Raw genomic sequence first — 25,969 nt, 5'->3', positions numbered from 1 at the left:
TAGTGCGAAGAGCCCCCAGCCATCCCGCATAGCAGGATTTTTCTTGAAATGTTCTTTGGTGACCTGCGGCGAAGCGGGTCAGGGTTGCGGCAAGACCCCGATTTGTGCTTGCTACCGGTAGCCTGAGAAGACCTCGCCGCCGACCATGGCCGCTGAACAGGAAGGACCGTGCGGGACGTGCAACTTCTACGAAGCGCCTACGAGCGGTTCGCCGCGCTCATCCACGAGTTGCTCAAGTTCGGCACGATCGGCGCGATCGCGTTCGTCATCGACTACGGCGGCGCCAACCTGCTGACGTTCGGCGTCGGCCTGGGCCCGATCATCTCGAAGGTCATCTCCACCGTCGTCGCCGCGACGTTCGCCTACGCGGGCAACCGCTTCTGGACCTACCGGCACCGTCAGCAGAGCGGCCTGGCACGCGAGTACGTCCTGTTCTTCCTGCTGAACGGCATCGGCCTGCTGCCCTCACTGATCGCCATCGGGTTCAGGACCTACACCCTGGGCCTGCACGACACGCTGAGCTACAACGTCGCCCAGCTCGTCGGCCTGGTGATCGGCACGCTGTTCCGCCTCTGGTCGTACAAGAAGTGGGTGTTCCTGGCGACTCCCGAACTGGCCGAGGAGGCCGGCGCGCGGCCCCACCCCGAGGTGAAGGCACAGGCCGACCCCCTCGCCACCCGCTGAGCGGCACCCAGCCGAACCGCCCGTCAGGCGGGGCCGCTCACCACGCGGTGACGGTCGTTGTCGCGGGTGTGGCGTAAGAAGATCGCGAAGGTCGCCGGGCACCGCTTGACCAGCTCCAGCCGCCCGCCGTCCGCGGCCACCAGGGCGCGGGCGAGGGTGAGCCCCAGGCCCGTGCCGCCCCCTCCGCTGACGCTCCGCTCGAACACCCGGTGGCCGAGGGCCTCCGGGATGCCCGGCCCCTCGTCGGCCACCTCGATCACCACAGACCTGCCCGTACTCGATGTGTTGATCGTCAGCACGCCGTCGCCGTGCTTGAGGGAGTTCTCCAGCAGAGTGGACAGCACCTGGCTGAGCCCGCCGGTCGTGCCGAAGGCGCGCAGGCCGCGGTCGCCCGCCAGCACCAGCGACCGGTGAGCGCGCCGGAACGCGGGCTCCCACTCGACGATCTGCTGCCCCAGCACGTCGTCCACGTCGATCGGCTCCGCCTGGGCGTGCCGCTGCCTGCGGGCTGCGGCCAGCAGTTCGTCGATCACCGCCGTCAGCCGCTCGACCTGCACGATCGCCGCCTCGCCCTCCTCGCGGACCACCTCGGGCTCGTCGGCCGCCGCGACGATCTCCTCCAGGCGCATGCTCAGCCCGGTCAGCGGCGTACGCAGCTGGTGGGATGCGTCGGTCGCGAACTCGCGCTCCCGGGCGAGCAGGTCGGAGATCCGCAGCGCGCTGCGGTCGAGGACCTCGGCCACGAGATCCAGCTCCGGGATGCCGTAGCGGTGCCTGCTCGGCCTGGCGTCGCCCGAGCCCAGCCGCTCCGCGATCCTGGTGAGATCTTGGAGCGGCAGGCTCAGGCGACGCGAGGTGACGGTGGCCAGTCCGATCGCGGCTCCGAGTGCCACGACCGCGAGCGCGATGATGAGCACCAGCCGCGCCTGGGTGTCCTGGTGGATCTGAGCCGAGTCGCGGCTGACGCGTACGTAACCGTTCTCGGAGCGCGCCTCCTCGGTCAGGTCGCGGCCCGCCGGCGGAGGCGAGCCCACGACGATCGGCGGATTCCCGCGGACGAACACCTGGAGATACCGGTCCGGGTAGTTCCGCGCGAGCTGGTCCGGACTGATCTCCTGGCCCTGGCTGACGGAGTACTCCACTCCGAGCAGCAGGCGGTTCGCGTCCGTCCTGAGCTCCTGGGCGACCTCGTCGTTGATCAAGCGCACGACGACCACGCCCAGGGGCACGCCTAACAGCAGGACCGCGATGACCGCGACGAGCAGCATGGAGGAAAGCAGGCGCCGGCGCACGTGCTAGCCCCTCCCCCGCAACCGCCCCACGACGGCTACTCGCGCTCGAAACGGAAGCCGACTCCTCGGACTGTCGTGATGTAGCGCGGCTTGGCCGCGTCGTCGCCGAGCTTTCGGCGCAGCCACGAGATGTGCATGTCCAGTGTCTTCGTCGACCCCCACCAGTTCGTGTCCCACACCTCGCGCATGATCTGCTCGCGGGTGACGACCTTGCCCGCGTCACGTACGAGCACGCGCAGCAGGTCGAATTCCTTGGTGGTCAGGTGCAGTTCCTTGTCTCCCATCCAGGCCCGGCGGGAGTCGGCGTCGATGCGGACGCCTTGCACCACCGGGGTCTCCGATGTGCCGCGCCTGAGCAGGGCCCGCACGCGGGCGAGCAGTTCTGCCAGGCGGAACGGCTTGGTCACGTAGTCGTCGGCCCCGGCGTCGAGGCCGACGACGGTGTCGACTTCGTCGACGCGGGCGGTGAGGATCAGGACCGGAGTCCCGTGTCCCTCCGCGCGAATGCGGCGAGCGACCTCCAGCCCGTCCATCTCTGGAAGGCCGAGGTCGAGAACAATCAGGTCGACGCCCCCCGACAAGGCCCTCTCCAGGGCCTGCGGGCCATCGGGGCTCACCTCCACCTGATAGCCCTCCCGGCGCAGGGCACGCGCCAGTGGCTCGGAAATCGAGGTGTCATCCTCGGCGAGAAGTACGCAGGTCATGGTGCGATCGTAGGACCTTGTGCGATCGTTTCCCGGCTACAGCGCGCCTTTTGACTTGTCGTTGACTCATCAATTGACCTGGGCAAACACTGATAAATCCGGGATAGTCAGCACGCAAGCGACGCGATCTTCTACCCTATTTTCGACCATTCAGAACATCGTTACAGGAAAGCGGATGAGGGTATAAAAAACGCCCGCCGAAACGATGACGGCGGGCGTTGTCCATCTGAATTCCCGTGCGCCTTCCCACGAGCGCGGCAAGCGACGGCCTCAGGAGGACGACGGCGGCTCCGCGTACCGCTGGAGGTAGAGCTGCTCGCCCAGGCTGTCCAGAAGGCCAAGCTCGGTCTCCAGGTAGTCGACGTGGTGCTCCTCGTCGGCCAGGATGCGCTCGAAGAGCGTGGCCGAGGTGATGTCTCCCCGCTCCCGCATGAGGGCGATCCCCGGGCGCAGCCGCTTGATCACGCCCAGCTCCAGCTCCAGGTCGGCCTGAAGCTGCTCTTTGACGGTCTGGCCGATGTGCAGGGTGTTGAGCTTCTGATAGTTCGGCAGACCTTCCAGGAACAGAATCCGGTCGGTGAGTTCCTCCGCGTGCCGCATCTCGTCGATCGACTCCGCCCGCGTGATGGCGGCGAGCTTCGTATACCCCCAGTTCTCCTGCAGCTTCGCGTGCAGGAAGTACTGGTTGATGGCGGTCAGCTCGGAGGTGAGCTGCTCGTTGAGCAGCGCGATGATCTCTTTGTCGCCCTGCATAAGCTTCCTCGATCTATGCACTGGTTACCAGGTCTTCTGACCGTTTCAGGATCGCACAGATCTTCCGGACGCAGGACGCGCAGTCCCCCCCTGCACCGGTGACGTCCCGCACCTGGCGAGCCGTCCTCGCCCCGTCGGCGATGCAGTCGTGCACCTCGCTCTCGGTGACGGCGCGGCAGATGCAGACGTACATGGGTCGCCTCTCAGGGATCTTTTGGAAGGTAAGGCATACCTAACATAACTCACTTTGGTAAGGCTTGCCTACGTGACCCGGGACACAAAAGGGGGCGGCGCCGCTCCGCGCGGCGCCGCCCCCTCCCCGGGTTTCCCGGCAGGTCAGAGCACGACGACCGACCGCAGCACCTCCCCGCGGTGCATCTTGCCGAACGCCTCCTCGACCTGGTCGAGGCCGATGGTCTCGGAGACGAACCCGTCGAGGTCGAGCCTGCCCTGCAGGTAGAGGTCGATCAGCATGGGGAAGTCGCGGCTGGGCAGGCAGTCGCCGTACCAGGAGGACTTGAGCGCGCCGCCGCGGCCGAAGACGTCGAGCAGCGGCAGTTCGAGCTGCATCTCCGGGGTCGGCACGCCGACGAGCACGACGGTCCCGGCCAGGTCGCGGGCGTAGAAGGCCTGCTTGTAGGTCTCCGGACGGCCCACCGCCTCGATCACGACGTCCGCGCCGAACCCGCCGGTGAGGTCGCGGATGGCCTCCACGGGGTCGGTCTCGCGCGAGTTGACCGTGTGGGTGGCGCCGAAGCCGCGGGCCCACTCGAGCTTGCGGTCGTCCACGTCGACCGCGACGATCGTCCGGGCTCCGGCGAGGTGCGCGCCCGCGATGGCCGCGTTGCCGACGCCGCCGCAGCCGATCACCGCGACCGTGTCGCCCCGGGTCACGCCGCCGGTGTTGATCGCGGCCCCGAGGCCGGCCATCACGCCGCAGCCGAGCAGGCCGGCGACGGCCGGCTTGGCCGCGGGGTTGACCTTCGTGCACTGCCCGGCCGCCACGAGGGTCTTCTCCAGGAAGGCCCCGATGCCGAGCGCCGGGCTGAGCGCGGTGCCGTCGGCCAGGGTCATCTTCTGCGCGGCGTTGTGGGTGTTGAAGCAGTACCACGGCCGTCCCCGCAGGCACGCGCGGCACTGCCCGCACACCGCCCGCCAGTTGAGGATCACGTAGTCGCCGGGCTCGACCTCGGTCACGCCCTCGCCGACCGCCTCGACGACGCCCGCGGCCTCGTGGCCCAGCAGGAACGGGAAGTCGTCGTTGATGCCGCCCTCCCGATAGTGGAGGTCGGTGTGGCAGACGCCGCAGGCCTGCACATTGACGACCGCCTCGCCGGGCCCGGGGTCCGGCACGACGACCGTCTCCAGCGTCACCGCCTCTCCCTTGCCGCGCGCCACCACGCCCTGGACTTCGTACGGCATGTCCCGCACCTCACCTTTCTCGGCTGGATCTCCTCAGAACATACGGCTCCACCACGCCGAGCCCCCTGGCGGGGCGGCGGCGGAGTTTGACCAGGTCGACGCCCGGCGCCTCGGCGAGGCCCGCGGCCAGCTCGCTGTCGGCGAGGATCGTGCCCGGCCGGGCGATGGCCGTCAGCCGCGCCGCCAGGTTGACCGTCGTGCCGAACACGTCGCCCATCGCCGGCAGCACCGGCCCGTACGCGAGCCCCACCCGCACGTCGGGCCCCTCGGCGTCCCGCTTGAGCTCGTCGAGCAGGTCGAGCGCGATGAGGGCCGCGGTCCGCGGGTCGCCGGCGGTGAAGAGCACCTCGTCGCCGAGCGTCTTGACCAGCCGCCCGTCGTGCGCCGCGATCACGTCGGAGGCCCGCGACTCGAACCCCTCGACCAGGTCGGCCAGCGCCAGCTCGTCCAGCTCGCGCGACACGCGGGTGAAGGCGACGAGGTCGGCGAACCCGACGGCGAGCCTCGGGCGGGTCGGCGAGACGTCCTCGCCGGGCTCGGCCAGGGAGACCAGGCGGCTCGCGGTCGCGGCGAGCTGGGAGCGCCATACGTGCACCAGCGTCTGCTCGAAATCCGGCAGCAGACGGCTGACCGTGTCCATCATCTGCCGCAGTGCGTCCTCTCCCGCCCGCGCCCCGGGCTCGATCAGCGCGTCGACCATGATCTCGGCCTGCCACTGGGCGAGCCGGGCGGTCGTACGGCCGAGGGCCCTCGCCATGCGGATGACGGTCCGCTCGTCGAGCATCTCCGCGTCGAGCAGGTCGCGGATGCGGTGCAGGGCCGCCAGGTCGGCCGCGGTGAACGCCACGGCGTCGTCGGCGAACGTGGCGAAACCGAGGGCCCGCCAGATCCTCGCCGCCAGATCCTGCGGGATGCCCGCCGCCTCGGCCACCTGCCGTCGCGTGTAGGCCGGTGGCGGCCCCAGGAACAGCTGCCGCATCTCGTCGGCGCCGGGGCGCCCACCTGTGTCCACGTCCCCCTCCCCCGTGTCCTGCTTCCTCGTCGTGTCCGGGCCCGCCCGGCCGGACGGCCCAGGGGCCACGTCGCGCTCAGTCTCCGTCGATGTTCCCGTCCGCGGCGTCCTCCACCAGCCGGAACAGCTCGTGCCGTACGCGCTGGATCTGGGGGATGTCCTCGTAGTCGATGTCGCCCTTCTCGGAGGCCGACTCGACCCGCAGCGTGCCGCATCCCAGGATGCGTTCCATGAGCCGCTGGTCGGAGCTCACGCTGCTCACCTTGGCCAGCGGGATGTCGTCCTCCGACTTGTTGAGGACTCCGGTGCTGATGGCGAAGCGGTGCGAGGTCAGCGTGTAGGAGGTCGTCGCCCAGCGCAGATACGGAATGATCGTCCACAGGACCAGGGCCACGAAGGCGACCACGGCCACCGCGCCGCGGGCGTACCCCGCGTACTCGTAGTCGCCGGGAATGAAGATGAAGGCCGCGACGGCGGCGGCCAGCACGACGATGAGGGCGAGGACCGGCAGGACCAGCCGCTTCCAGTGCGGATGGAACGATAGAACGATCCGCTCGCCGTCAGCCAGATATTGATCGGGGAGACCCATGGCGCAAATCGTGACACGATCGCCGGTCGATTGCATGCGTTCGGCTAGCCCACGAACCTTGGCCGGATCGGTCACTGCGCAGGAAGGAACCTCCGGTCCTCGCGACGCCCGCTCCGCTGGGCCTTCGCTCCGGTCCTCGCTCCCTTCCGCTCCGCTCCCTCCACCCCGGTAAACGTTGGTGGACAGCGCACTGGCCCAAACGAACTAGCGCGGTGGGCCCGGCTCCGGGGACGGCCCCCGGCGGACGTGGACCACGTCGCCCGCACTGAGCGCGTGTTCTCCGTCCCCGGCGCGCACGAGCAGGTGACCGGACGCGTCGACGCCGGTCGCCAGACCGGTCAGCACCCGCTCGCCGGGCAGGTCGATCCTGACCTCCTGGCCGACCGTGGACGACCACGCGAGGTAGGCGGCGCGCAGGCCGGCGGCGTCCGCGTCGCCGTCGGCGGCCGTCCACTCCCGGTAGTGCGACTCGACCTCCCGCAGGATGGCGCGCAGCAGCGGGTCGCGGTCGACGCAGGCGGCGTCCTCGATCACGAGGGATGTGGCCCGTTCCACGGGCAGTTCCTCCGGCCGCAGCGAGACGTTGAGCCCCATGCCGACGACCACCGCGCGGTCCACCCGCTCGGCCAGGATCCCGGCGAGCTTGCGCTCCCCCACCATGAGGTCGTTGGGCCACTTGAGCCGCACGTCGACCTCCGCGATCCGGCGTACGGCCGAAGCGGCGGCGAGGCCGACCAGCAGCGCCAGCCAGCCCTGCCGGGCGAGCGGCACCTCCGGCCGCAGCAGCATCGAGAACGTCAGCCCCGAGCGTGACGGCGCGGTCCAGGGCCGCCCGAGCCGGCCGCGGCCCGCGGACTGCGACTCCGCGACCAGCACGGCGCCCTCGACCGGGCTCTCGCGCACGGTCCTGGCCAGGTCGGCGTTGGTCGAACCGGTCCGCTCGACGACGCGTACGGACGACCACAGCGAGCCGGGGCGCACCAGAGCCCTGGTCAGCGCGGCCTCGGACAGCGGGGGCCGATCGAGATCGGTGTACGGCGAGTCGGGCACCCACCCAGGCTATCGGCCTCCCGGGCCGTCTCCTCCGCGCACCGTCCGCCACCGCGCGCAGGATCGGGCAGCACTGTGGACGTAACGAGCTGCGGACATGACGAGCTGCGGACATGACGAGCTGCGGACATGACGAGCTGTTGGCGCTGCTGGGCCCGACCCGGTGCCGGGCCAGCGCACAGTGCCCGCCGGTCGAGGCCCTGCTCCTCGGCGACTCGTCCGGATCGCCGGCTCCCCGGCCCGGCGCTCACCCGTCTCGGTGCGCGTCCCGCGTGCCCGCGGGGGTCCGCCACCAGGGGCCGCCACGCTCGTCGGCCAGGCGCAGCGCCTCGGAGGCGACCTGCTCCGGCGGGATGTCGAGGCAGCCGAGGGCGAAGGGGCAGGCGAACTGACGGCAGGGCGCGCACGCGGTCGGCACGGTGAGGATGGACGCCGGGCCGAACCGCGGCCGATACTGCTCCACCTGCTCGGTGCCGGCGAACAGCACGACCACGGGCGTACCGGCCGCGCTGGCCAGGTGTGCCCCGCCGCTGTTGTTGCACACGACCACGTCGACGGCGGCGATGAGCGCCGCCAGGACCGGCACGTCGAACCGGCCCGGCAGCAGGACCGCGCCGGGCACGCCGGCGCCGGTGGCCTCGACGAGCGGCGTCTCCCCGGCCGTGCCCGCCACGACCACCCGCAGCCCGGCGGCCGTGAGCAGCCCGGCCACCCGGGCGAACCGGTCGGCCGGATACCGCCGCGCGGAGCAGGAGGCCCCCGGGAGGAGCAACACGCACGGCCGCCTGCGGCCGTCCCCACGACGGTCTCCGTGGCCGTCTCCGGCGGGCCGGCCGCCTGCGACGACGCCGAGCAGGCGGCGGGCCGTACGGGCCGCCTCGGCGGGCACGCGCACGCGCAGCCTGCCCTCGACCGGAGGGACGCCCGCCCGTTCGAGCATGTACAGCGCGCGGTCCACCTGGTGGGTCTCGTCCGGCGGCGAGGGCACCCAGTGGGTCAGCCCCGCCCCGCCGAACTCCTTGGACATGCCGACCCGTACGGGCACCCCGGCGAGCCGGCAGAGGTACGCGGCCGGCCAGGGTGCCTGGGAGAACGAGGTCAGGATCACCGCCGCCTCGTAACCGCCCCACCGGATCCGCTCGACGAGGTCCAGGTCGTCGGTGACCGGGACGTCCTCCCCGCCCGTCTTCTGCCACGAGACCGAGGCGGTGAGCACGCCGTCCACCTCGGGGAGCAGCGCGGCCGCGGCGGCGCCCGCGGGGGCGGCCAGCAGGTCCAGCCGGGCGCGGGGAGCGGCCCGCCGCAGCGCCCGCAGCGCCGGCCCCGCCATCACGACGTCGCCGAGGTTGTCCGGGCGGATCACGAGCACGCGGGCGAGGCTCCGCCACGGGACCGGCGTGCCTGCGAGCGCCGCGGGATGTTCCATCTCCTGCGCGTACCCCTCGAAAACGGGACACAAAGCCTCATAAACGCATGGTTTGCCCCGTTAGTCCCTCGGGCACCCTCCCGGCGCGACGGCACGGCCGGTCCCGCTGCGAACACCTCTTCTGCGGCACTGGGGAGGGGGCGAGAGCACGGCGGGTGCCGTGGACGCCGGAGGCGTGCAGGCACCGGCCCGGCAGGCCGGTCGCCGTAACCGTCAGCCGGGGGAAGCCGGGGTGGGGAGGCGGACGTGACGGAGTGGGGCCGGATTCGCGTGGCCATGGTCCACGGTCCCGGGCCCGCCGACCGCGACGGCGTCGGCGACTACGTCGAACGGCTCGTCGGCGCGCTCGGCGACGCCGGAGTCGAGGCGGTGCGCGTGCCCGTGGGATCGCCGGGATCCCGCTCCCCCTGGCACTGGCTGCCGGCCACACTCGACGCGGCCCGGCGGGTGCGGCGGCTGCGCCCGGACGTCGTTCACGTACAGTTCGCCCCTTCGGCCTACCGGTTCTCCGGGATGCCAGGACTGCTGCCGTCTCTGCTGCCGCCCGGCGCGCCGCTGGTGACGACCCTGCACGAGTACGGCTGGTGGGCGGCCCCCGGATGGGTCCCCGACCCCGTCTGGCGCCCCCTCGAACGCGCACGCCTGTGGGACCGGGAGACCGGGCGGCTGGTGCCCGCGAGCGCCCTCGTGGTCGTGACCAACGCCTCCCACGCCCGGCAGGTCAGGCGGCGCGTGGGGACCGCCGCCGTGGAGGTGCCGCTGGCACCGAACGTCGTCGATCACGGCGGCGCGGGGCAGGCGCGCGTGCGGGTGCGGGACCGGCTCGGCATGGGCCGGGACGACCCGCTGCTCGCCTTCTTCGGATTCGTGCACCCCGTGAAGGGCGTGCGGCAGCTCGTCGAGGCCCTGCCCACACTGTGCGCGGCCCGCCCCGGCCTGCGCCTGCTGGTCGTGGGCGGCTTCACCTCCCAGGCGCTGCCGGAGGCCGAGGCCCTGGCCTTCCGCGCCGAACTGGAGGCGCTGGCCGCACGACACGGCGTCGCGGACGCGGTGACCTTCACCGGGCACCTGCCCGCCGCGCGGGTGTCGGAGCTCCTGCACGCGGCGGACGCGGGCGTCCTGCCCTTCACCGCCGGGGTGACGACCAAGAGCGGCGCGCTGCTCACGATGCTGGCGCACGGACTGCCGACCGCGGTCACCGTGCCGGACGAACCCGACCCCGCCCTCCCGCTCGGGGAGACCGTCGCCGTGATCCGGGCCCGCCGCGACGCCGCCGCCATCGTGGACGCCGTCGGGCCGCTGCTCGACGACCCCGGGGCGCGGCGGCGCATGCGCCGCACGGCCCGGCGGCTCGCCGCCCGCCACTCCTGGTCGCGGGTCGCCGCCGCCCACCGGGCGCTGTACGAGACCCTGGCCGGCCCGCGCCGCCCGCTCGGCGGCCGGAATGCGTGAGCCGTACCGGGAGATCCTGGTCGTCGACCTGCTCGGCGGAATCGGCGACCTGGTGATGCTGCTGCCCGTCGTGCACGGCCTGGCCCTGCGTAATCCGGGCGCGTCACTGCGCGTGCTCACGCACGAGCCCGGCGCCGCCCTCCTGCGCGGCGACCCCGCCGTCACGCGCGTGCTCACCCCCCGTCACGACGGCGCGGGCGCGGAGCGGGAGGCCGTGGCCGACGCCCTGGCCGCCCGGCGCCCGGACCTCGCGGTCACCACCACCCGCTACGACGGCATCCCGGATCTCCTCGCCGACTCGGGCGCCCGGTGCGTCACCGACCTGTGGCGCCGCCCGCCGCCCGGCGAGCCGGTCGGCGAACGCTACCTGCGCATACTGCTCGCCGAGGGGCTGCTGCGGCCCGAGGACGTCCGTGCCCGTCCGGCCGTGCGCCTGACGTCCGCCGAGATCGCGGAGGGCGAGAGGACACTCGCACGTCACCTCCCGGCCGCCACCCCCGCCGTTCCCCCGGCAGGCACTCCGCCAATCATCCCGGCAGGCACGGCGCGGCCCCCGATCGTGCTGATCACTGATGCGGGCATGGACGTGAAGCGGTGGCCCTCCGGGCGCTGGCGCCGACTCGCCGCGCTGCTGGCCCGGCGCGGCCATCCCCTGCTCACACCCGACGCGCCGCCCAAGCGCGGCGCGGTGCGGGCGATATTCGGCCCGGAAGTGGCCGTGCTGCCGCGGTGCGGGCTGCGCGGGCTCGCCGCGTGCTTCGCCGCTGTGGCGCGGCGCGGCGGCGTGGTCGTGGGCGGCGACACCGGGCCGCTGCGGCTGGCCGCAGCGGCCGGGGCGGCCACCGTGGGGCTGTTCGGGCCCACCTGGGCCGGCCGGTACGGCATCGCGGACTCCCCCGGCCCCCGGGATGACCTCCCGGAGGGCATGGAGGCCGTCGACCTCCAGGGGCTGGCGTCCTGCCCGCACCGGCGGCCCACGGCCATCACCGAGCAGCCGTGCTGGTGGACGGCCGGCTGCCCGCTGTCCCCGGACGGCCCCGCCTGCATGGCCGACATCTCGGTGGCGTCCGTCGCCCGCACCGTGACACGTCTGTGCGCCGTCTCCCCCTCACACCACCCGGCGCGCGACGGCTGAGACGCGGCGTGGCAGGCTGCGTACCGGAAAGAACGGCAGCCACGCCCTGGAGGAGACGGCACATGGAACGGGACGGCGCGGCGCGGCCCTCGGCTCGGCTGGGGCCCGTCACGCGCGCACGCGTCCGGAGGGTGTCCGGATCGTCCGTACGCGACCGGCGTGACGACCTCGCCACGGAGGAGCCGCTGGAGATCCGGCTCCTGGCAGGGGGCGAGAGCCGTACGGTGGCGATCACGATGCGGACCCCGGGCGCGGACTTCGAGCTCGCGGCGGGCTTCCTGCACGGCGAGGGCATCGCGGGCCCCGGCGACATCGCCGCCATCGGCTACTGCACCGACGAGGATCTGGACCCCGAGGCGCGCTACAACACCGTGACCGTGCGGCTCACCGCTCCCCGGCTGCCCGACCTCGGCGCGCTGGCGCGCAACTTCCTGACGTCGAGCGCGTGCGGCGTCTGCGGCACGGCGAGCCTCGACGCCCTGCGCGACCGCTGCGCCGTGCCGGCCGCGCGCCCGCCGGTCGGCGTGTCCGCCACGACCCTGTACGGCCTGCCGGACCGGCTGCGGGAGGCCCAGGGCGTGTTCGGCAGGACGGGCGGGCTGCACGCCGCCGGGCTGTTCGCCCCCGACGGCACGCCCGTGGCCGTGCGGGAGGACGTGGGACGGCACAACGCCGTGGACAAGCTGGTGGGCTGGGCGCTGCTCGGCGGCCGGACCCCTCTCGACCGGCAGGTCCTGCTGGTCAGCGGCCGGGTCAGCTACGAGATCATGCAGAAGGCCGCGAGCGCCGGGATCCAGATCGTCTGCGCCGTGTCGGCGCCCTCCTCGCTCGCCGTCGATCTGGCGCGGGAGTTCGGCGTCACGCTCGTGGGATTCCTGCGTGAGGAGCGCTTCAACATCTACGCCTGCCCGGAGCGGATTGAGGTCGGGCGGATCGACGTCGGGCAGGCCGGCACCGCCTGACCCGGCGGTGCGGCGCCCGCTCTCGCACCGCGACGGCAGGGCCCCGGCCGGCCGGACCGGCGGGACCCTCCCGAAGCGATCGCCGGGGCCTCGGCCGGGGTCGCGAGCAGGCTCGCGACCCCGGCCGAGGCGTCAGCCGGTGTTCTGCAGACCTGCCGCCACACCGTTCACGCTGAGCAGCAGCAGCGTGGACAGGCGCTCGCGCTCCTCCTCCGAGAGGTCGCCCGGCCCCCGCAGCACCGACAGCGCCCGCAGCTGCAGGTGGCTGAGCGCGTCCACGTAGGGGTCGCGCAGCTGGACGGCGCGCGACAGCACCCGCCGGTTCTCCAGCAGGCGGGCGTGGCCGGTCACCTCCAGCACGAGCCGCCTCGTCAGGTCGTACTCCTCCAGGACCTGCTCGGCGAAGTCGGTCCGGCCGCCCAGCGCGAGGTAACGGGACGCGATGGACCGGTCGGTCTTGGCCAGCGACATCTCCGCGTTGTCCAGCATCGCGGCGAACAGCGGCCACTCCTGATACGCCGAGCGCAGTTCGGCCATGCCGCCGTCGGTGACCACGGCCGCCAGGCCGCTGCCCAGGCCGTACCAGCCGGGGAGGTTGACCCGCGTCTGGGCCCATGAGAACACCCACGGGATGGCCCGCAGGTCGTCCAGGGAACGGGGCGCGCCGAGGCCGCGCCGCGCGGGCCGGGAGCCGAGCCGCAGGGAGCCGAGCTCCTCCAGCGGGCTGACCAGCGCGAACCACTCGGGGAAGCCCGGGGCCTCGGTCAGCGCCCGGTAGGCGCGCTCGGAGGCCACGGCGACGGTGTCGGCCAGCCGGCGGAACTTCGCCGCCGCCTCGGCCGCGCTCGACTCCACCGCCGAGGTGGACGCGAGCAGCACGGCGTTGGTGACCTGCTCGATGTGCCGCTTGGCGATGGCCGAGTGGCCGTACCGCGCGAAGATGACCTCGCCCTGCTCGGTGACCTTGAAGCGGCCGGAGACCGAGCCGGGGGCCTGGGCGAGCACGGCGCGGTTGGCCGGGCCGCCGCCCCGGCCGAGCGCACCGCCGCGGCCGTGGAAGAGCGTGAGCGTGATGTCGTTGGCCGCGGCCCACGCGGTCAGCGCCGCCTGCGCGTCGTACAGGCGCAAAGTGGCCGCCGCCGGGCCGAGCTCCTTGGCCGAGTCGGAGTAGCCGAGCATGACCTCCATGCGCCGCCCGTTCTCGGCGAGCCGCCGGCGCACGGGCTCCAGGGCGGCCATGCCCTCCAGCACGGCGGTGGAGTTGTCGAGGTCCTCGCCCGACTCGAACAGGGGGACCACGTCGAGCACCGGGGCGCGCTCGCCCATGGCGTGCCTGGCCAGCTCGTACACCGCGGCGATGTCGTCGGCGGAGCGGGTGAACGAGACGACGTAGCGGGAGCAGGCGGTCACGCCGAAGCGCTCCTGGATCCAGCCGATCACCCGGATCGTGGCCAGGACCTCCTCGGTGCGCTCCGACAGCGTGCCCGAGGCGATCTCCTTCAGCGCCGCGGCGTGCACCGCCGAATGCTGGCGCACCTCCAGCTCCGCCAAGTGGAACCCGAAGGTCTCGACCTGCCAGATCAGGTGCTGCACCTCGCCGTAGGCCTGCCGTACGGCGCCGGCGCCGCGCAGGGAGTCCTGCGCGAGCCGCAGGTCGGCCAGCAGCTCCGACGGCGCGCGGTAGGCGAGGTCGAGGTCGCGGCGGCGGGTCGCGGCGATCCTGGCCGCCACGAACATGAGCCACTGGCGGTGCGGCTCCTGCGGCGAGCGGGTGGCCATCTCCGACACCAGGTCGGGGTGGTCGTCCTCGGCCTGCGCGAGCGCCGCGCGCAGCTCGGCGGACGGCGGCGTGAAGGCTCCGGCCAGCGTCAGCGACCTGCCGATCCGGGTGGCCGCGTTCTCCAGCGCGATCAGCACGTGCTCGGCCTGGATCTGGATGGCCTCCCTGGTCACCTTGGCGGTGACGTTGGGGTTGCCGTCGCGGTCGCCGCCGATCCAGCTGCCGTAGCGGATGTACGCCCTGGCCAGCGGCTCCCGCGTCCCGGTGCCTGGCGCGAGCGCCGCGTCGAGCGAGCGGTAGATCTGCGGCACCGTGCGGAACAGCGTCTCGTCGAACGCCGCCATCGCCGTACGGACCTCGTCCAGCGGGTCGAGCTTGGTGTGCCGCAGCTGGGCGGACCGCCACAGGATGTCGATCTCCTCCAGCAGCCGCCGGTGAGCCTCCTCCCGCTCGGCGGCGCCCCGGCCCGGGGTGTTGTAGGCGTCGAGCTGAGCGCTGATCCGCTGGATGGCGGTGACGATCGCCCGCCGCCGCGCCTCCGTGGGATGGGCCGTCAGCACGGGCCGGAACTCCAGCCCGTCGATCAGGTCTTGGAGCCGGTCGTCCCCGCGCAACCGCTGGACGGCCTCGGCGAGGGACTCGCGCAGCGGCACGTCGTCCTTGTCACGCTGCCGCAGGATTCGGATCCGATAGTGCTCTTCGGCGAGGTTGGCGAGGTGGAAGTAGCAGGTGAAGGCCCGGGCGATCTGTACGGCGCGGTCGACGGGCCACTCGGCCACCAGGGCCGCGACCTCGTCGGCCGTCGTCTCCTGACGCCGGGCGGCGATCACCGCCTTACGGAGGCGTTCCACGTCGGCGAGGAGGTCGGGACCGCCGTGTTCGGCGATCACCTGACCCAGGAGTCCACCCAAGAGGCGCACGTCAGCGCGGAGTTCGTCCGGCATCTCCGCTACGGCGTTGTGTCGTTCGGCAGGAGCGATGGCGGCCATGCTTGGAAGGCTAGCGAATCGCGCTCGGTCTCCCGAGGGCGGTCTCACCAATTGGACTAGACCACTAATTCCGGGCTGGTCAGACCGGCCGTGCGTCCGGGGTGGGAAGCACCGTCAGACCGGTCGCGCGTCCGGGGTGGGGAGCACCTCGGCCGGGGATTCCGGGAGCGCCCTGAGGCGGCGGGTGAGATATTGGGCGAGCCGCCCGTGCAACACCACGATCGCGGCGAACGCGGCGATCAGCACGGTGATCGGCGTCAACTGGCCGTCGTCCGCCAGGACGATGATCTTCGCGTCGCCGACCCCCGTCCTCGCGGCCATCAGCCCGGTGAGCGCGGCGGTCACCCACCGGCCCGCATGCATGATCACCGGACGCGCGGTCGCGGTCACCGCGGCCGGCAGGGCCAGCACGACGAAGACGACGAGGATCCCGACCGTGCCCGCCAGGGACATGCCGGTCAATCCGCCGACGGCCAGCGCGATGCCCCGCATCAGGAGGCGTGCCGCCGCCCCGATGACCAGCCCGCTCAGCACCGCCGCACCCACCGGCGCCCAAATCACACGGCCCAGCCGCCTGCCTTCGCGCATTATTTCTCCCCTAGAACGGTCCAAACGGTTATAGGGGCGGGCCGAATCCCCCGCAATCGCCGCAATAACTTCGGGACCGCTCTGTTATCGAGAAAGGTCACCGATCCGTGTCACGCGGCCGGCAGGCGTCGGCGACGGCTTCGGGGTCCCAATAGAACGGGCGGCATTCGAGCATGCGCCCGTTCCTGACGGTGATCAGCTGCACGATCAGGGTGTCGACTTCCCGGCCCGTGGCACGGGCGCGAAAGCGCACCCGATTGCGCACGACCACGGTGTCCTCGTCTCCCCAGTGCTCCTGCTCCAGGAACTCCATCGACTCCCAGACCTCGCTGAAGCGGGCCAGGAACCGCTCCATGCCGTCATGGCCGCGCCATGTTCCCGTGCCGGTGAAGGGCAGGCCGGGAGCCTGGTGCAGGGTCACCTCGGGGTCCAGGTAAGCGGCGACCCGGTCATAGCTCGCCTTGCCGAACCCGCCCGAGGCCACGTACGCGGCCTCGGCCGTGTAGAACCTCTCCATCACCGTCCAGGCGTCGACCGGCGGCTGCTCGTCCGCTCCCGGTCCGCCGGTCGTCGCCGCAGTCGTTGTGCTCATGGCGCCAGCATCCCGTGCCGGGGAAGGTCTCCACTGGCGGTGATCGGACCTCTCAAGGACGGACGACCGGTCAGGTGGGGCGGGAGACGGCGGCGAGGAGTTCGGGGAGGCGGGCGAAGCCGATGCCGGCGGCGAGCCGGCGTCCCGCCCAGGCGACCGCCACGCCGTACGGCACGGCGAGCACGGCCCACCAGGTCAGGCCGAGCAGGACCGGCACCACGACGGGCAGCGCGAGCACGCCGGTGGCGACCATCGTGGCGAGGGAGGCCCCGAACGCCTGCCCTCCCTGCCCCGGAGCGGCGCCGCTGAAGGCGTTCAGGCGGTCGGGGTAGGTGTACGGCGCGGTCACGCTGGTGAGCGCGCCGACGCCCATGGCGACGCCGAGCACACCCCAGGCGACCGGGACCGCGGCGAGGGCCCAGAGGGCGTCGCCCGCCAGCAGCGCGGCGATCACCGACACCAGGGCCAGCAGCGGCACCCCGATGACCGCCATGGACAGGTGCCGCCCGGCCAGGTCGGTACGCACATCGCGCGGGGTGGAGAACGCCACCGCGTTCATCCACAGCGACCTGCCGTCGATGCCGAAGGAGTTGGCGGCCTGCAGTCCGATCATGACGGCCGCCAGGCAGGCGGGCCCGATCACCGATCCCGGCCCGGCCCCGCCGTCCCGTCCCTGCATGGACAGTGTGATGATCAGGGTGACCACGAGCGCGGTGATCCAGTTCACCCGGCCCCGCGGCTCTCTCGCGGCGTACTTCAGCTCCTTCGCGACGACGGCGCCGAGCATGCCGTCGGGCAGGAACCGGCCGAGCGGGACCCGTCCTGACCGCCGGACGGAGCCGCCGCCCTGGCTGGAGGAGTCGGGCCGCACCAGTGCGTACCGCAGCGCGGCGATCCACAGCCACCCCAGCACGACGACCGCCACCGCGACGACGATCAGTTCGGCGACGCCGGCGAGACCGCCGTCGGCGATCGCGTGCGCGGCCAGCCCCGGCGGCGTCCACCGCAGGACCTCCCCCACCGACGCCAGAATTCGCGTGGGGTCGCCCGACAGCCCCCGGTTGATCAACAGGTTGGGCACCTGGACGAGCAGCACCACGAAGATGGCGGCGACCGCGAGCAGGTCCCGCCCTCTGCGGGTGCGCAGCACGCCCGACAGCGCGGTCGTCACCAGGCGGGAGACCGTGAGGCAGAAGGCGAACTGCAGGACCACCGCGGGCACCCCGAGCAGCACCCCGCCCGGCCCGTGGGCGAGCGCGACCACGCCGCCGAACAGCGCGGCCAGCGAGGCGATCGGCCACGGCCCGGCCGCCGACGCGGCCAGCATGCCGGTCGCGAGCTGCCGGGTGGTCAGCGGGAACAGGGCCAGCCGGGCCGGGTCGAGCGTCTCGTCCAGGCCGAAGGCCGTCAGCGGCACGACGATCCACCCGACGGCGAACACCGCGAACGCCGCCGACACGAGGTCGAGAGCGACCGCGGACGGCGCGAACCGGATGAGGGACAGCAGCCCGAACCCCGCGACGGCGGCGAGGAATGCGAGGCCGAGCGAGAAGATGAACCCGACCTGCTTGCCGGTCTCACCGCGCAGGCCGCCGCGCACCAGGCTGAGCTTGAGCCGGACGAACAACCAGGTCATGCCGGCGACCCGAGCCACGACAGGCCCTCCTCCCCGGTGCCCCGCACGCCGACGAGGTCGAGGAACGCCTCGTTGAGCGTGCGGCCCCGCCGTACGTCGTCGAGCGGGCCCTGCGCGACGACGAGCCCCTTGTTCATCACCGACACCCAGTCGCACAGCCGCTCGACCAGGTCCATCACATGGCTGGAGAAGACGACGGTGGAGCCCGAGGCGGTGTATCTGCGCAGCACCTCGGTCAGCGTGTTGGCGGACACCGGATCGACGCCCTCGAACGGCTCGTCGAGGAACAGCACGCCGGGGTTGTGCAGCAGCGCCGCCGCGAGGCCGATCTTCTTGCGCATGCCGGTGGAGTAGTCGACCACCAGCTTGTCCTGCGCCTCGACCAGGTCCATGACCTTGAGCAGCTCGCCGGCGCGCCTGCCGACCTCGTCCAGGGGGATGCCGCGCAACCGGCCGCAGTACATCAGCAGCTCGCGGCCGGACAGCCGCTCGAACAGCCGCAGGCCCTCGGGCAGCACACCGATGTGCGCCTTGACGCTGACGGGATCGGCCCACACGTCGTGGCCGTCGATCTCGATCCGCCCGCCGTCCGGACGCAACAGCCCGGTGATCATGCTCAGCGTCGTCGTCTTGCCCGCGCCGTTGGGCCCGACCAGGCCGGCGAAGCTGCCCTTCGGCACGACCAGGTCGACCCCGCCGACCGCCACCTGCTGCCCGAAGCGCTTGTACAACCCCTGCGTGCGTACGGCATCCGTCATGGAGCCCCCATTTGTGTAAAGCCGTCATAAAGGCGAACGAACGAGGCACTGGCCTCGTTCCTGGGGCGTTCCCCCTCCGGACAATTGCGATCCCGGTGAGCGTGCCCCGGCGCGACCGCGGGGCCCCGGCCTGGTTACCCTGTCGGCCATGAATTCGACGCGACCCGGAGCGGCGTTCGGGACTCGGGGGCCGCTGAGCACAGGAGAAACGCCGGGCACACGAGAAAGCACACGAGGAACGGTGAGCCTGCGATGAGCGCCGGACGCGCCCACGAGGTCGACATCCACACCACCGCCGGCAAGATCGCCGACCTGGAGCGCCGCCGGAGCGAGGCGGCCCACGCCGGCTCCCAGCGTGCGGTGGAGAAGCAGCACGCCAAGGGCAAGATGACGGCCCGTGAGCGGCTGGCGGCCTTCCTGGACGAGGGCTCCTTCGTGGAGTTCGACGAGCTGGCCAGGCACCGGGCGACCGCCTTCGGCCTCGACCGCGAGCGCCCGTACGGCGACGGGGTCGTGACCGGGTACGGCACGGTGGACGGCCGGCCGGTCGCGGTGTTCGCGCAGGATTTCACCGTCTTCGGCGGCTCGCTGGGCGAGGTCTTCGGCGAGAAGATCGTCAAGGTCATGGACCACGCGGTCAAGACCGGCTGCCCGGTGATCGGCATCAACGACTCGGGCGGTGCGCGCATCCAGGAGGGCGTGGTCTCCCTCGGCCTGTACGCCGAGATCTTCAAGCGCAACGTGCACGCCTCCGGCGTGGTGCCGCAGATCTCACTGATCATGGGCCCGTGCGCGGGCGGCGCCGTGTACTCCCCCGCCCTGACCGACTTCGTCCTGATGGTGCAGGAGAAGTCGCACATGTTCATCACCGGGCCCGACGTCATCAAGACCGTGACCGGCGAGGAGGTGACGTTCGAGGAGCTGGGCGGCGCGCACACGCACAACTCGAAGAGCGGCGTCGCCCACTACGAGGCGTCCGACGAGCAGGACTGCCTCGACTTCGCCAGGGCGCTGCTGTCCTACCTGCCGTCCAACAACATGGACGATCCGCCGGCCTTCGACGTGGAGGCGGACCTGGAGACGACCGACGAGGACCGCGAGCTCGACACGCTGATCCCCGACTCGGCCAACCAGCCGTACGACATGCACACGGTCATCGAGCACGTCCTCGACGACGGCGAGTTCCTGGAGATCCACGCGGGCTTCGCACCGAACATCGTCGTCGGCTTCGGCCGGGTCGAGGGGCGGTCCGTGGGCGTCGTCGCCAACCAGCCGATGAACTTCGCCGGCACGCTCGACATCGCCGCCTCCGAGAAGGCCGCCCGCTTCGTACGCACCTGCGACGCCTTCAACATCCCGGTGCTGACCTTCGTCGACGTGCCCGGTTTCCTCCCGGGCACCGACCAGGAGTGGAACGGCATCATCCGGCGCGGCGCCAAGCTCCTCTACGCCTACGCCGAGGCGACCGTGCCGCTGGTCACGGTCATCACCCGCAAGGCCTACGGCGGGGCGTACGACGTCATGGGGTCCAAGCACCTCGGCGCGGACGTCAATCTGGCCTGGCCCACCGCCCAGATCGCCGTCATGGGGGCGCAGGGCGCGGTCAACATCCTCTACCGGCGCGAGCTGGCCGCCTCCGACGACCCGGACGCCGCGCGGGCCCGGTTCGTCAGCGAGTACGAGGACACGCTGGCCAACCCTTATCTGGCGGCCGAGCGCGGCTACGTGGACGCGGTCATCCGGCCCTCGGACACCCGGGTCCAGATCGTCCGCGCGCTGCGCGCCCTCCGCAACAAGCGGGCCACGCTGCCCCCGAAGAAGCACGGGAACATTCCGCTGTGACCAGCCAGGAGCCGTACCTCAGCGTCGTCCGGGGGGACGCCACCCCCGAGGAGACCGCCGCCCTCGTCATCGCCCTGACGGCGCGGGCGGCCACGCGCGGCGCCCCGCCGGCGGCGCCGGGAACGAGCACAGGAAACTGGAGGAACCCGGCACATCGGCTGCGTCTGGGACTCCCACACGGCCCGGGGGCCTGGCGCAGAGCCTTCTTCCCGGGCGGGTGACGGCGTCTGCCGATACCACGGACCGATTACATCGGCCGAACCGGGTGTCAACTGGCTCAAGAGTTGGGACTATCTAGAAAGCGGGGGGATATAGTCAGCCGATCATCTAGTGACGAGTCCTGGAGGACACCATGGCCATCCCGGACTTCAGCGCACATGGCATTGCCGCAAAGTATGCCGTTCTCGTGGACGTCGGTTATCTTTACGCGGCCGCCGGTGAAGTTCTCTTAGGCGCCAAGGAGCGTAAGGAGTACCGCGTCGCCGCGGACGAACTGATTCAGGCCCTGCAGAAACACGCGCTCGAACGCATCCCGGGTGAGCTGCTGCGCGTCTACTGGTACGACGCCGCCCGCGACCGCGTGCCCACGGTGGACCAGCGTGTGATCGCGCAGCTGCCCTGGGTCAAGGTGCGGCTGGGCAACCTGAACGCCCGCGGCCAGCAGAAGGGCGTCGACGCGCAGATCCGCAGCGACCTCGAGGCCCTCGCCCGTCACCACGCCGTGAGCGACACCGTGCTGATCGCCGGAGATGAGGACATGGTGCCCGCCGTGGAGGCCGCGCAGGCGTACGGCGTGCGCATCCACCTGTGGGGCGTAGAACCGCCGTTCGGGACCAACCAGGCCGAGCGGCTCGTCTGGGAGTCGGACACCGTCGAGATCCTGAGCGCCGACTTCCTGCGTCCGTTCTTCACCCGCGCTCCGGTGCCGGTCGCCGTGCCCGTGCCGCCCACGCCGTCGCCCGCCCAGGTCTTCGCGGGCCGTACGGTCAAGCCGAAGACGCCCGTCGGCCAGGTCGCCAAGCTGGGCCCGGGCCGGCCGCGTGTCGAGGAGGTCGGCGAGCACGTCGCGCAGAAGTGGATACTCACCCGCGGCCGGGACAACATCCGCGACCTGCTGCCGGGCCCGCTGCTGCCCACGGTGATCGACACCGAACTGCTCATCGAGGCCGAGAAGGAGCTCGGCCACTCTCTTCGGCCCTACCCGGAGGCACGCGTGTGGCTGCGTGACGGCTTCTGGGCCCGGGTCTACCGCGAGTTCGACCTCGGGGTCGGCATCTCCAGCAAGTAGACGGCGGCGTCATCGCTGTCCGAGCTCGCGCGGGAGCACTCCCGGCACGTCACTGCCCGGTCTCGCGCGAGGCCGCCCCGCGGTTCCGGCGCGGCACTCTGACGGCCGCGTCCGATTTCCGCCAGCCCGCACCGTTGGCCAGCGCATAACGTCGTGTGCGTGACCACACGACAGCTCGATTTCGACGCGTGCTACCTCGCCGTATCGGCCCGGGACTCCCGCTTCGACGGGCGTTTCTACACGGCTGTCACCACCACCGGCATCTACTGCCGCCCGATCTGTCCTGCCCGCACTCCCTCGCGGTCCAACGTCCGCTTCTACCGCCACGCCGCCGCGGCCGAGGCCGCCGGGTTCCGTCCCTGCCGCCGCTGCCGCCCTGAGCTGAGCCCCGGCGACCCCGGCTGGGACGTGCGCGCCGACCTGGTCGGACGCGCGCTGCGGCTGATCGACGACGGGGTCGCCGACGAAAGCGGCGTCGCCGGGCTGGCCCGGCGCCTGCACGTGACCGAGCGGCACCTGCACCGCCTGTTCGCCGCCGAACTCGGCACCGGACCGCTCGCCGTCGCCCGCACCCGGCGGCTGCTGCTCGCCAAGCAACTGCTCACCGAGACGGCCCTGCCGATCACCGACGTCGCGTTCGCCGCCGGGTTCGGCAGCGTACGGCAGTTCAACGCCGCCATGAAGGAGTCGTACGGCTTCGCGCCGGGTGAGCTGCGCAGGGCCAGCGGGCCGGTGCAGGGCACGCAGGGTCCGGTCGCTCTCACGACCGGTCTGACCCTGCGGCTGGGCCATCGGGAGCCGTACGACGCGCAGGCGGTGCTGCGTTTTCTCGCCGCCCGGGCGATCCCCTCGGTGGAGGCGGTCTGCCGGTCGGGGCCCGACGTGACGGCGTACACGCGGGCCGTGCCAGGCGGCTCGATCACGCTGCGCCCCGCGGCCGGCCATGTCCGGCTCACCGTGCGGACGACCGAGGCGCATCTGCTCTCCCGGCTGGTCGCACGCTGCCGCCGGCTGCTCGATCTCGACGCCGACCCCGGGGCGGTGCGGGAGATCCTCGGCGCGACGTCGCTCGCGCCGCTGGTCGCGGCCCGTCCCGGGCTGCGCGTTCCGGGAGCGTACGACGGGTTCGAACTGGCGGTCCGGGCCGTCGTCGGGCAGCAGATCTCGGTGGCCGGCGCCCGCACCCTGCTCGGCCGCATCGCCGCCCGAGCCGCGCTGCCCGCCGGCACCGGGGCGGTGGAGCCCGGCCGGGTTCCGTTGCTGTTCCCCACGGCGGACGGGCTCGCCGCCGCCGACCTCGACGGCCTCGGGCTCACCACCCGCAGGGTCGCCACGATCAGGGCGCTGGCCGAGGCGGTCGCCTCCGGCGCGATCGACCTCGACGGCGCGGGCGACCCCGGCGACACCGTCGCCAGGCTGCTGGAGATCCCGGGCATCGGCCCGTGGACGGCCGGCTACATCGCGCTGCGCGCGCTGCGCGACCCGGACGCGTGGCCCGACGGCGACCTCGTGCTGCGCAGGACGATGGAACGGCTCGGCATCGCCGCGGACGAGACCGAGCGGTGGCGGCCCTGGCGCGCGTACGCCGCACTCCACCTGTGGAGCCACGCCGCCACCACCTGAAGCGTCAGCCCGCCGGGCCTCCGTCGTCGGCGTGAGCGCTCCGGACACCCGCACAGCGACCACAGACACCACACCACAAGGACGCGACAGATGATCCTCACCCAGACCGTGCCCACCCCGGTGGGTCCCCTCGCTCTGCTCGCCCGCGACGGCGTGCTCGTCGCCGCCGGTTTCACCGCCGACCCGCGCGAGATGTTCGCCCGGCTCTCGCCGTCCCTGCGGGCGCTCGCGCTGCGGGAGGGCGATCTCGGCGACGCGGCGGAGGCCGTACGGGAGTACCTCGAGGGGAAGGTCGACGCGCTCGACCGGATCCCGGCCGAGCAGCCCGGCACCCCCACGAGGCAACGCCTGTACGAGGCGCTGCGCGCCGTGCCCGCCGGGACCACCGTGTCGTACGCGCAGCTCGCGGAGAAGGCGGGGCTGCCCAGGACGGCCGCGCGGGCCGCGGGATCGGCCTGCGCGCAGAACCTGATCGCGCCGTTCGTGCCGTGCCACCGCGTGCTGCCCTCGACCGGTGGCTACGGCGGCTACTACTACGGCACCCCGGTCAAGGAATGGCTCCTCGCCCACGAGTCGCGCGCCTGAACGGAAGATCCGGCCGGGGCCGGGGGATCAGTTCTTGACGATGCTCTGGACCTCGCCGACGGGCACGTCCCTGGTCGCCGAGACCCGGATCGGGTCGTAGTTGAGCTGGCCGCCCTGGCTGTCGTTGCCGACGACGGTCCAGACGCTCGTCACGGTGAGCGTGTAGGCCTTGCGCGGCTGGTCGATGGACGAACGGAGATACCGGACGCCGCACGGGGGACTGTCGTCGCCCTTGTCGGCGCCCTTGGTGTAGGGCTTGCCGGTGGTACCGCAGTCCTTGTACACCTTGGCCCGGTTCTCGTCCTCGGTGCCGGGGTCGATGTCGAGGCCCTGCGGCGTCGCCGTGACGGTGGCCGACATGACCCCGGGCAGCGTGGCGGTGACGGACCGGGGCGCCGCCTCGGCTCCGTCCAGCCACACCCAGGTCGGCAGGTTGACGTAGCTCTTGACGTCCGGGCTCAGCTTGATCTTCGGCTCCGGCACGGTCAGCGCGGCCCGGGCGATCTGCATGAGCTGCTGCGCGGTGATGCCTCCGACGGGTGTGGTCCCCTCGGGCACCCATACGGTCGACTCGCGCCCGGCGGCGCACGCCGCTCCCGCCGGGTCGTTGGCGTCATAGGAGATGCCCCACCACTTGCCCTTCTCGCCAACCTTGTCCGCGTAGTCCCTGATGTTCTCCGAGTAATTGTTTCCCGACTCCACCGCGTCCTTCCTCTCCCGCACCTGGAGGTGGAGCATGTCCTCGGCCGACATGTTCGGCTCGTACCAGCAGGGCTGCGGTATCCGATAACCGTCGCTCTTTCCGCCCAGCCCGTTGCCGGACAGGCCGATCTTGGAGTTGGTCAGCCTGACTCCGGCGGTGTTGCCCTTCTGGAACGCCTCGCCGCGCGGCCCCTCTGCCGGATCGTCGGCGGCGGCGGGAGGGGCGCCCACCGCGAGAACCGCTCCCGCCAGCAGGAACGCCACCGCGACGACCGTACTCGCGCCTGCTCTGGTGCCCGATTCGGTGCCCGGTTTGGCGCTCGTCCGCGTGCTCATCGCAGGCACTCCTTCGCACGTTCGTCCGAATGGTCCGCGTAGCGGTAAAGCCGGATGCGCCAGCCGCCGTCGGCGTCGTGCACCAGGCCGGCGGTCTGCAGGAAGACCGCGCGCGGGCGTTTCAGCCAGGTGGGCTGACGGGCCAGCGGCGTGCCCTCCTGGTCGGTCAGCCGCACGCCGGTCAGGTCGACGCAGCCGTCGACCTCCGCCCCGCGTCCCACGACGGCGGGCACCCTCAGGGCGTAGAGCTTGGCCACGCCCCGGGCCGACTCCTTGTCGTCGAGAAAATTGCGCACCCAGGCGATCGCGTCCCGGATGGCGGGTGACTTGACGTCGATCCCCTTGATGTACGACGTGTCCTTGCCGAGAGTGCCGACGGCCCGCCACTGGGCGGTGAAGTCGTCGGCGAACGCCTTGATCGCCGACGATCGATCCGGATCGGGCTCGTCCGGCCATTCGACCTCGATCGTCAGCCCGGGCGCCGCCGTGATCGTCTCGGTGCCGGGCGTGTATCCGGCCGTCGCGGTCGTCGCCGCCGTCGCCGCGGCCGGTTCCGCACCGCCGCCCGGCGTGAAGCCGCGGTCCGCATCCGGCACCGCGCACCCCGCGAGGAGCAGCATGCACGCCGGGACGAGCATCGTACGGGCCGGGGCGAGTGCCGGACGCGGCGACGGGCTCCTGCGCACCGCCGCGGTCGATCCGGAAACGGCGGCCCGCGACGAGCCGGCGCTGTGCGCGGATCGGCATGATTCGGGGGGTGACGTCCCTG

At 72.2% G+C, this 25,969-nt stretch carries 25 protein-coding genes; 9 read left to right on the top strand and 16 right to left on the bottom strand.

Annotation, left to right across the window (positions count from 1 at the left end; genetic code table 11):
• The first annotated feature begins 177 nt into the window (after positions 1-177).
• A complete protein-coding gene (locus AB0O28_RS13520; RefSeq protein ID WP_363639681.1) occupies positions 178-684 on the top strand; it encodes a GtrA family protein in 507 nt (168 codons plus the stop codon).
• Positions 685-707: 23 nt separating this feature from the next.
• Here AB0O28_RS13520 and AB0O28_RS13515 read toward each other — a convergent pair whose 3' ends face one another.
• The 9 genes from AB0O28_RS13515 to AB0O28_RS13475 all read right to left on the bottom strand — a co-directional run bounded on the left by AB0O28_RS13515 (position 708) and on the right by AB0O28_RS13475 (position 8,932).
• Positions 708-1,976: an ATP-binding protein gene (locus tag AB0O28_RS13515; RefSeq protein WP_363639679.1), complete on the bottom strand. Its 1,269-nt coding sequence runs from the start codon at positions 1,974-1,976 to the stop codon at positions 708-710.
• Positions 1,977-2,011: 35 nt separating this feature from the next.
• On the bottom strand, positions 2,012-2,680 hold the full coding sequence (locus AB0O28_RS13510; RefSeq protein WP_030451323.1) for a response regulator transcription factor: 669 nt from the start codon (positions 2,678-2,680) through the stop codon (positions 2,012-2,014).
• Between the two features lie 270 nt (positions 2,681-2,950).
• A complete protein-coding gene (gene bfr / locus AB0O28_RS13505) occupies positions 2,951-3,433 on the bottom strand; it encodes a bacterioferritin (RefSeq protein ID WP_363639677.1) in 483 nt (160 codons plus the stop codon).
• Positions 3,434-3,446: 13 nt separating this feature from the next.
• The gene (locus AB0O28_RS13500; RefSeq protein WP_030509437.1) at positions 3,447-3,626 is read right to left on the bottom strand and encodes a (2Fe-2S)-binding protein; all 180 of its coding nucleotides are present in this window, start codon (positions 3,624-3,626) and stop codon (positions 3,447-3,449) included.
• A gap of 143 nt (positions 3,627-3,769) precedes the next feature.
• Entirely contained in the window at positions 3,770-4,855 is a 1,086-nt protein-coding gene (locus tag AB0O28_RS13495; RefSeq protein WP_363639674.1) for an S-(hydroxymethyl)mycothiol dehydrogenase, read from the bottom strand.
• A 10-nt stretch (positions 4,856-4,865) separates the two neighbouring features.
• A complete protein-coding gene (locus AB0O28_RS13490) occupies positions 4,866-5,867 on the bottom strand; it encodes an adenylate/guanylate cyclase domain-containing protein (protein WP_363639672.1) in 1,002 nt (333 codons plus the stop codon).
• 76 nt (positions 5,868-5,943) lie between these two features.
• Positions 5,944-6,456 carry a PH domain-containing protein gene (locus tag AB0O28_RS13485; RefSeq protein ID WP_363639670.1) on the bottom strand — a complete coding sequence of 171 codons (513 nt, stop codon included), beginning with the start codon at positions 6,454-6,456 and terminating at the stop codon, positions 5,944-5,946.
• A 204-nt stretch (positions 6,457-6,660) separates the two neighbouring features.
• The gene (locus AB0O28_RS13480; protein WP_363639668.1) at positions 6,661-7,506 is read right to left on the bottom strand and encodes a biotin--[acetyl-CoA-carboxylase] ligase; all 846 of its coding nucleotides are present in this window, start codon (positions 7,504-7,506) and stop codon (positions 6,661-6,663) included.
• A gap of 247 nt (positions 7,507-7,753) precedes the next feature.
• Entirely contained in the window at positions 7,754-8,932 is a 1,179-nt protein-coding gene (locus AB0O28_RS13475) for a glycosyltransferase family 9 protein (RefSeq protein ID WP_363639666.1), read from the bottom strand.
• Positions 8,933-9,178: 246 nt separating this feature from the next.
• Here AB0O28_RS13475 and AB0O28_RS13470 point away from each other — a divergent pair, with 246 nt between their 5' ends.
• The 3 genes from AB0O28_RS13470 (at position 9,179) to fdhD (ending at position 12,481) form a co-directional block, all read left to right on the top strand.
• Complete coding sequence (locus AB0O28_RS13470) at positions 9,179-10,384, top strand: glycosyltransferase family 4 protein (protein ID WP_363639664.1); 1,206 nt, start codon at positions 9,179-9,181, stop codon at positions 10,382-10,384.
• The gene (locus AB0O28_RS13465; RefSeq protein WP_363639662.1) at positions 10,377-11,519 is read left to right on the top strand and encodes a glycosyltransferase family 9 protein; all 1,143 of its coding nucleotides are present in this window, start codon (positions 10,377-10,379) and stop codon (positions 11,517-11,519) included. The genes AB0O28_RS13470 and AB0O28_RS13465 overlap by 8 nt, the downstream gene beginning before the upstream one ends.
• Before the next feature lie 62 nt (positions 11,520-11,581).
• Complete coding sequence (fdhD, locus tag AB0O28_RS13460) at positions 11,582-12,481, top strand: formate dehydrogenase accessory sulfurtransferase FdhD (protein WP_363639660.1); 900 nt, start codon at positions 11,582-11,584, stop codon at positions 12,479-12,481.
• Between the two features lie 132 nt (positions 12,482-12,613).
• Here the strand turns inward: fdhD and AB0O28_RS13455 are convergent, their stop codons facing one another.
• The 5 genes from AB0O28_RS13455 to AB0O28_RS13435 form a co-directional block, all read right to left on the bottom strand.
• Positions 12,614-15,250, bottom strand: a complete 2,637-nt coding sequence (locus AB0O28_RS13455; protein ID WP_363639658.1) for a phosphoenolpyruvate carboxylase — start codon at positions 15,248-15,250, stop codon at positions 12,614-12,616.
• 114 nt (positions 15,251-15,364) lie between these two features.
• Complete coding sequence (locus tag AB0O28_RS13450; RefSeq protein ID WP_363639656.1) at positions 15,365-15,838, bottom strand: hypothetical protein; 474 nt, start codon at positions 15,836-15,838, stop codon at positions 15,365-15,367.
• Positions 15,839-15,935: 97 nt separating this feature from the next.
• The gene (locus AB0O28_RS13445; protein ID WP_363639654.1) at positions 15,936-16,430 is read right to left on the bottom strand and encodes a nuclear transport factor 2 family protein; all 495 of its coding nucleotides are present in this window, start codon (positions 16,428-16,430) and stop codon (positions 15,936-15,938) included.
• Positions 16,431-16,500: 70 nt separating this feature from the next.
• Complete coding sequence (locus tag AB0O28_RS13440) at positions 16,501-18,084, bottom strand: hypothetical protein (RefSeq protein ID WP_363639652.1); 1,584 nt, start codon at positions 18,082-18,084, stop codon at positions 16,501-16,503.
• On the bottom strand, positions 18,063-18,824 hold the full coding sequence (locus tag AB0O28_RS13435) for an ABC transporter ATP-binding protein (RefSeq protein WP_363639650.1): 762 nt from the start codon (positions 18,822-18,824) through the stop codon (positions 18,063-18,065). The genes AB0O28_RS13440 and AB0O28_RS13435 overlap by 22 nt, the downstream gene beginning before the upstream one ends.
• A 252-nt stretch (positions 18,825-19,076) precedes the next feature.
• Here AB0O28_RS13435 and AB0O28_RS13430 point away from each other — a divergent pair, with 252 nt between their 5' ends.
• From AB0O28_RS13430 to AB0O28_RS13410, 5 genes are all read left to right on the top strand, one after another.
• Positions 19,077-20,666, top strand: a complete 1,590-nt coding sequence (locus AB0O28_RS13430) for an acyl-CoA carboxylase subunit beta (RefSeq protein ID WP_363639648.1) — start codon at positions 19,077-19,079, stop codon at positions 20,664-20,666.
• Positions 20,663-20,887, top strand: coding sequence for an acyl-CoA carboxylase subunit epsilon (locus tag AB0O28_RS13425; protein WP_363639646.1), 225 nt, complete (start codon positions 20,663-20,665; stop codon positions 20,885-20,887). The genes AB0O28_RS13430 and AB0O28_RS13425 overlap by 4 nt, the downstream gene beginning before the upstream one ends.
• A 185-nt stretch (positions 20,888-21,072) precedes the next feature.
• Positions 21,073-21,954, top strand: coding sequence for an NYN domain-containing protein (locus AB0O28_RS13420; RefSeq protein WP_363639644.1), 882 nt, complete (start codon positions 21,073-21,075; stop codon positions 21,952-21,954).
• 159 nt (positions 21,955-22,113) lie between these two features.
• The gene (locus AB0O28_RS13415) at positions 22,114-23,577 is read left to right on the top strand and encodes an Ada metal-binding domain-containing protein (RefSeq protein ID WP_363639642.1); all 1,464 of its coding nucleotides are present in this window, start codon (positions 22,114-22,116) and stop codon (positions 23,575-23,577) included.
• A gap of 90 nt (positions 23,578-23,667) precedes the next feature.
• Positions 23,668-24,162 (top strand): methylated-DNA--[protein]-cysteine S-methyltransferase, encoded by a 495-nt coding sequence (locus AB0O28_RS13410; protein ID WP_363639640.1) that lies wholly within the window; start codon positions 23,668-23,670, stop codon positions 24,160-24,162.
• Positions 24,163-24,189: 27 nt separating this feature from the next.
• Here the strand turns inward: AB0O28_RS13410 and AB0O28_RS13405 are convergent, their stop codons facing one another.
• Both AB0O28_RS13405 and AB0O28_RS13400 read right to left on the bottom strand, forming a co-directional pair.
• A complete protein-coding gene (locus AB0O28_RS13405) occupies positions 24,190-25,200 on the bottom strand; it encodes a hypothetical protein (RefSeq protein WP_363639638.1) in 1,011 nt (336 codons plus the stop codon).
• The gene (locus tag AB0O28_RS13400; protein ID WP_363639636.1) at positions 25,197-25,886 is read right to left on the bottom strand and encodes a hypothetical protein; all 690 of its coding nucleotides are present in this window, start codon (positions 25,884-25,886) and stop codon (positions 25,197-25,199) included. The genes AB0O28_RS13405 and AB0O28_RS13400 overlap by 4 nt, the downstream gene beginning before the upstream one ends.
• Between the last annotated feature and the right edge of the window lie 83 nt (positions 25,887-25,969).

Source organism: Microbispora sp. NPDC088329 (assembly GCF_040685655.1).
Lineage (GTDB): Bacteria > Actinomycetota > Actinomycetes > Streptosporangiales > Streptosporangiaceae > Microbispora.
This window is presented reverse-complemented; position numbering and strand designations above follow the sequence as displayed.

Bases quoted from the DNA above. Each gene is read 5' to 3' on its own strand.
- AB0O28_RS13455 (WP_363639658.1), bottom strand. From the start codon at position 15,250: ATGGCCGCCATCGCTCCTGCCGAACGACACAACGCCGTAGCGGAGATG.
- AB0O28_RS13475 (WP_363639666.1), bottom strand. From the start codon at position 8,932: ATGGAACATCCCGCGGCGCTCGCAGGCACGCCGGTCCCGTGGCGGAGC.
- AB0O28_RS13485 (WP_363639670.1), bottom strand. From the start codon at position 6,456: ATGGGTCTCCCCGATCAATATCTGGCTGACGGCGAGCGGATCGTTCTA.
- AB0O28_RS13500 (WP_030509437.1), bottom strand. From the start codon at position 3,626: ATGTACGTCTGCATCTGCCGCGCCGTCACCGAGAGCGAGGTGCACGAC.
- AB0O28_RS13510 (WP_030451323.1), bottom strand. From the start codon at position 2,680: ATGACCTGCGTACTTCTCGCCGAGGATGACACCTCGATTTCCGAGCCA.
- AB0O28_RS13405 (WP_363639638.1), bottom strand. From the start codon at position 25,200: ATGAGCACGCGGACGAGCGCCAAACCGGGCACCGAATCGGGCACCAGA.
- AB0O28_RS13450 (WP_363639656.1), bottom strand. From the start codon at position 15,838: ATGCGCGAAGGCAGGCGGCTGGGCCGTGTGATTTGGGCGCCGGTGGGT.
- fdhD (WP_363639660.1), top strand. From the start codon at position 11,582: ATGGAACGGGACGGCGCGGCGCGGCCCTCGGCTCGGCTGGGGCCCGTC.
- AB0O28_RS13410 (WP_363639640.1), top strand. From the start codon at position 23,668: ATGATCCTCACCCAGACCGTGCCCACCCCGGTGGGTCCCCTCGCTCTG.
- AB0O28_RS13495 (WP_363639674.1), bottom strand. From the start codon at position 4,855: ATGCCGTACGAAGTCCAGGGCGTGGTGGCGCGCGGCAAGGGAGAGGCG.
- AB0O28_RS13430 (WP_363639648.1), top strand. From the start codon at position 19,077: ATGAGCGCCGGACGCGCCCACGAGGTCGACATCCACACCACCGCCGGC.
- AB0O28_RS13435 (WP_363639650.1), bottom strand. From the start codon at position 18,824: ATGACGGATGCCGTACGCACGCAGGGGTTGTACAAGCGCTTCGGGCAG.
- bfr (WP_363639677.1), bottom strand. From the start codon at position 3,433: ATGCAGGGCGACAAAGAGATCATCGCGCTGCTCAACGAGCAGCTCACC.
- AB0O28_RS13445 (WP_363639654.1), bottom strand. From the start codon at position 16,430: ATGAGCACAACGACTGCGGCGACGACCGGCGGACCGGGAGCGGACGAG.
- AB0O28_RS13465 (WP_363639662.1), top strand. From the start codon at position 10,377: ATGCGTGAGCCGTACCGGGAGATCCTGGTCGTCGACCTGCTCGGCGGA.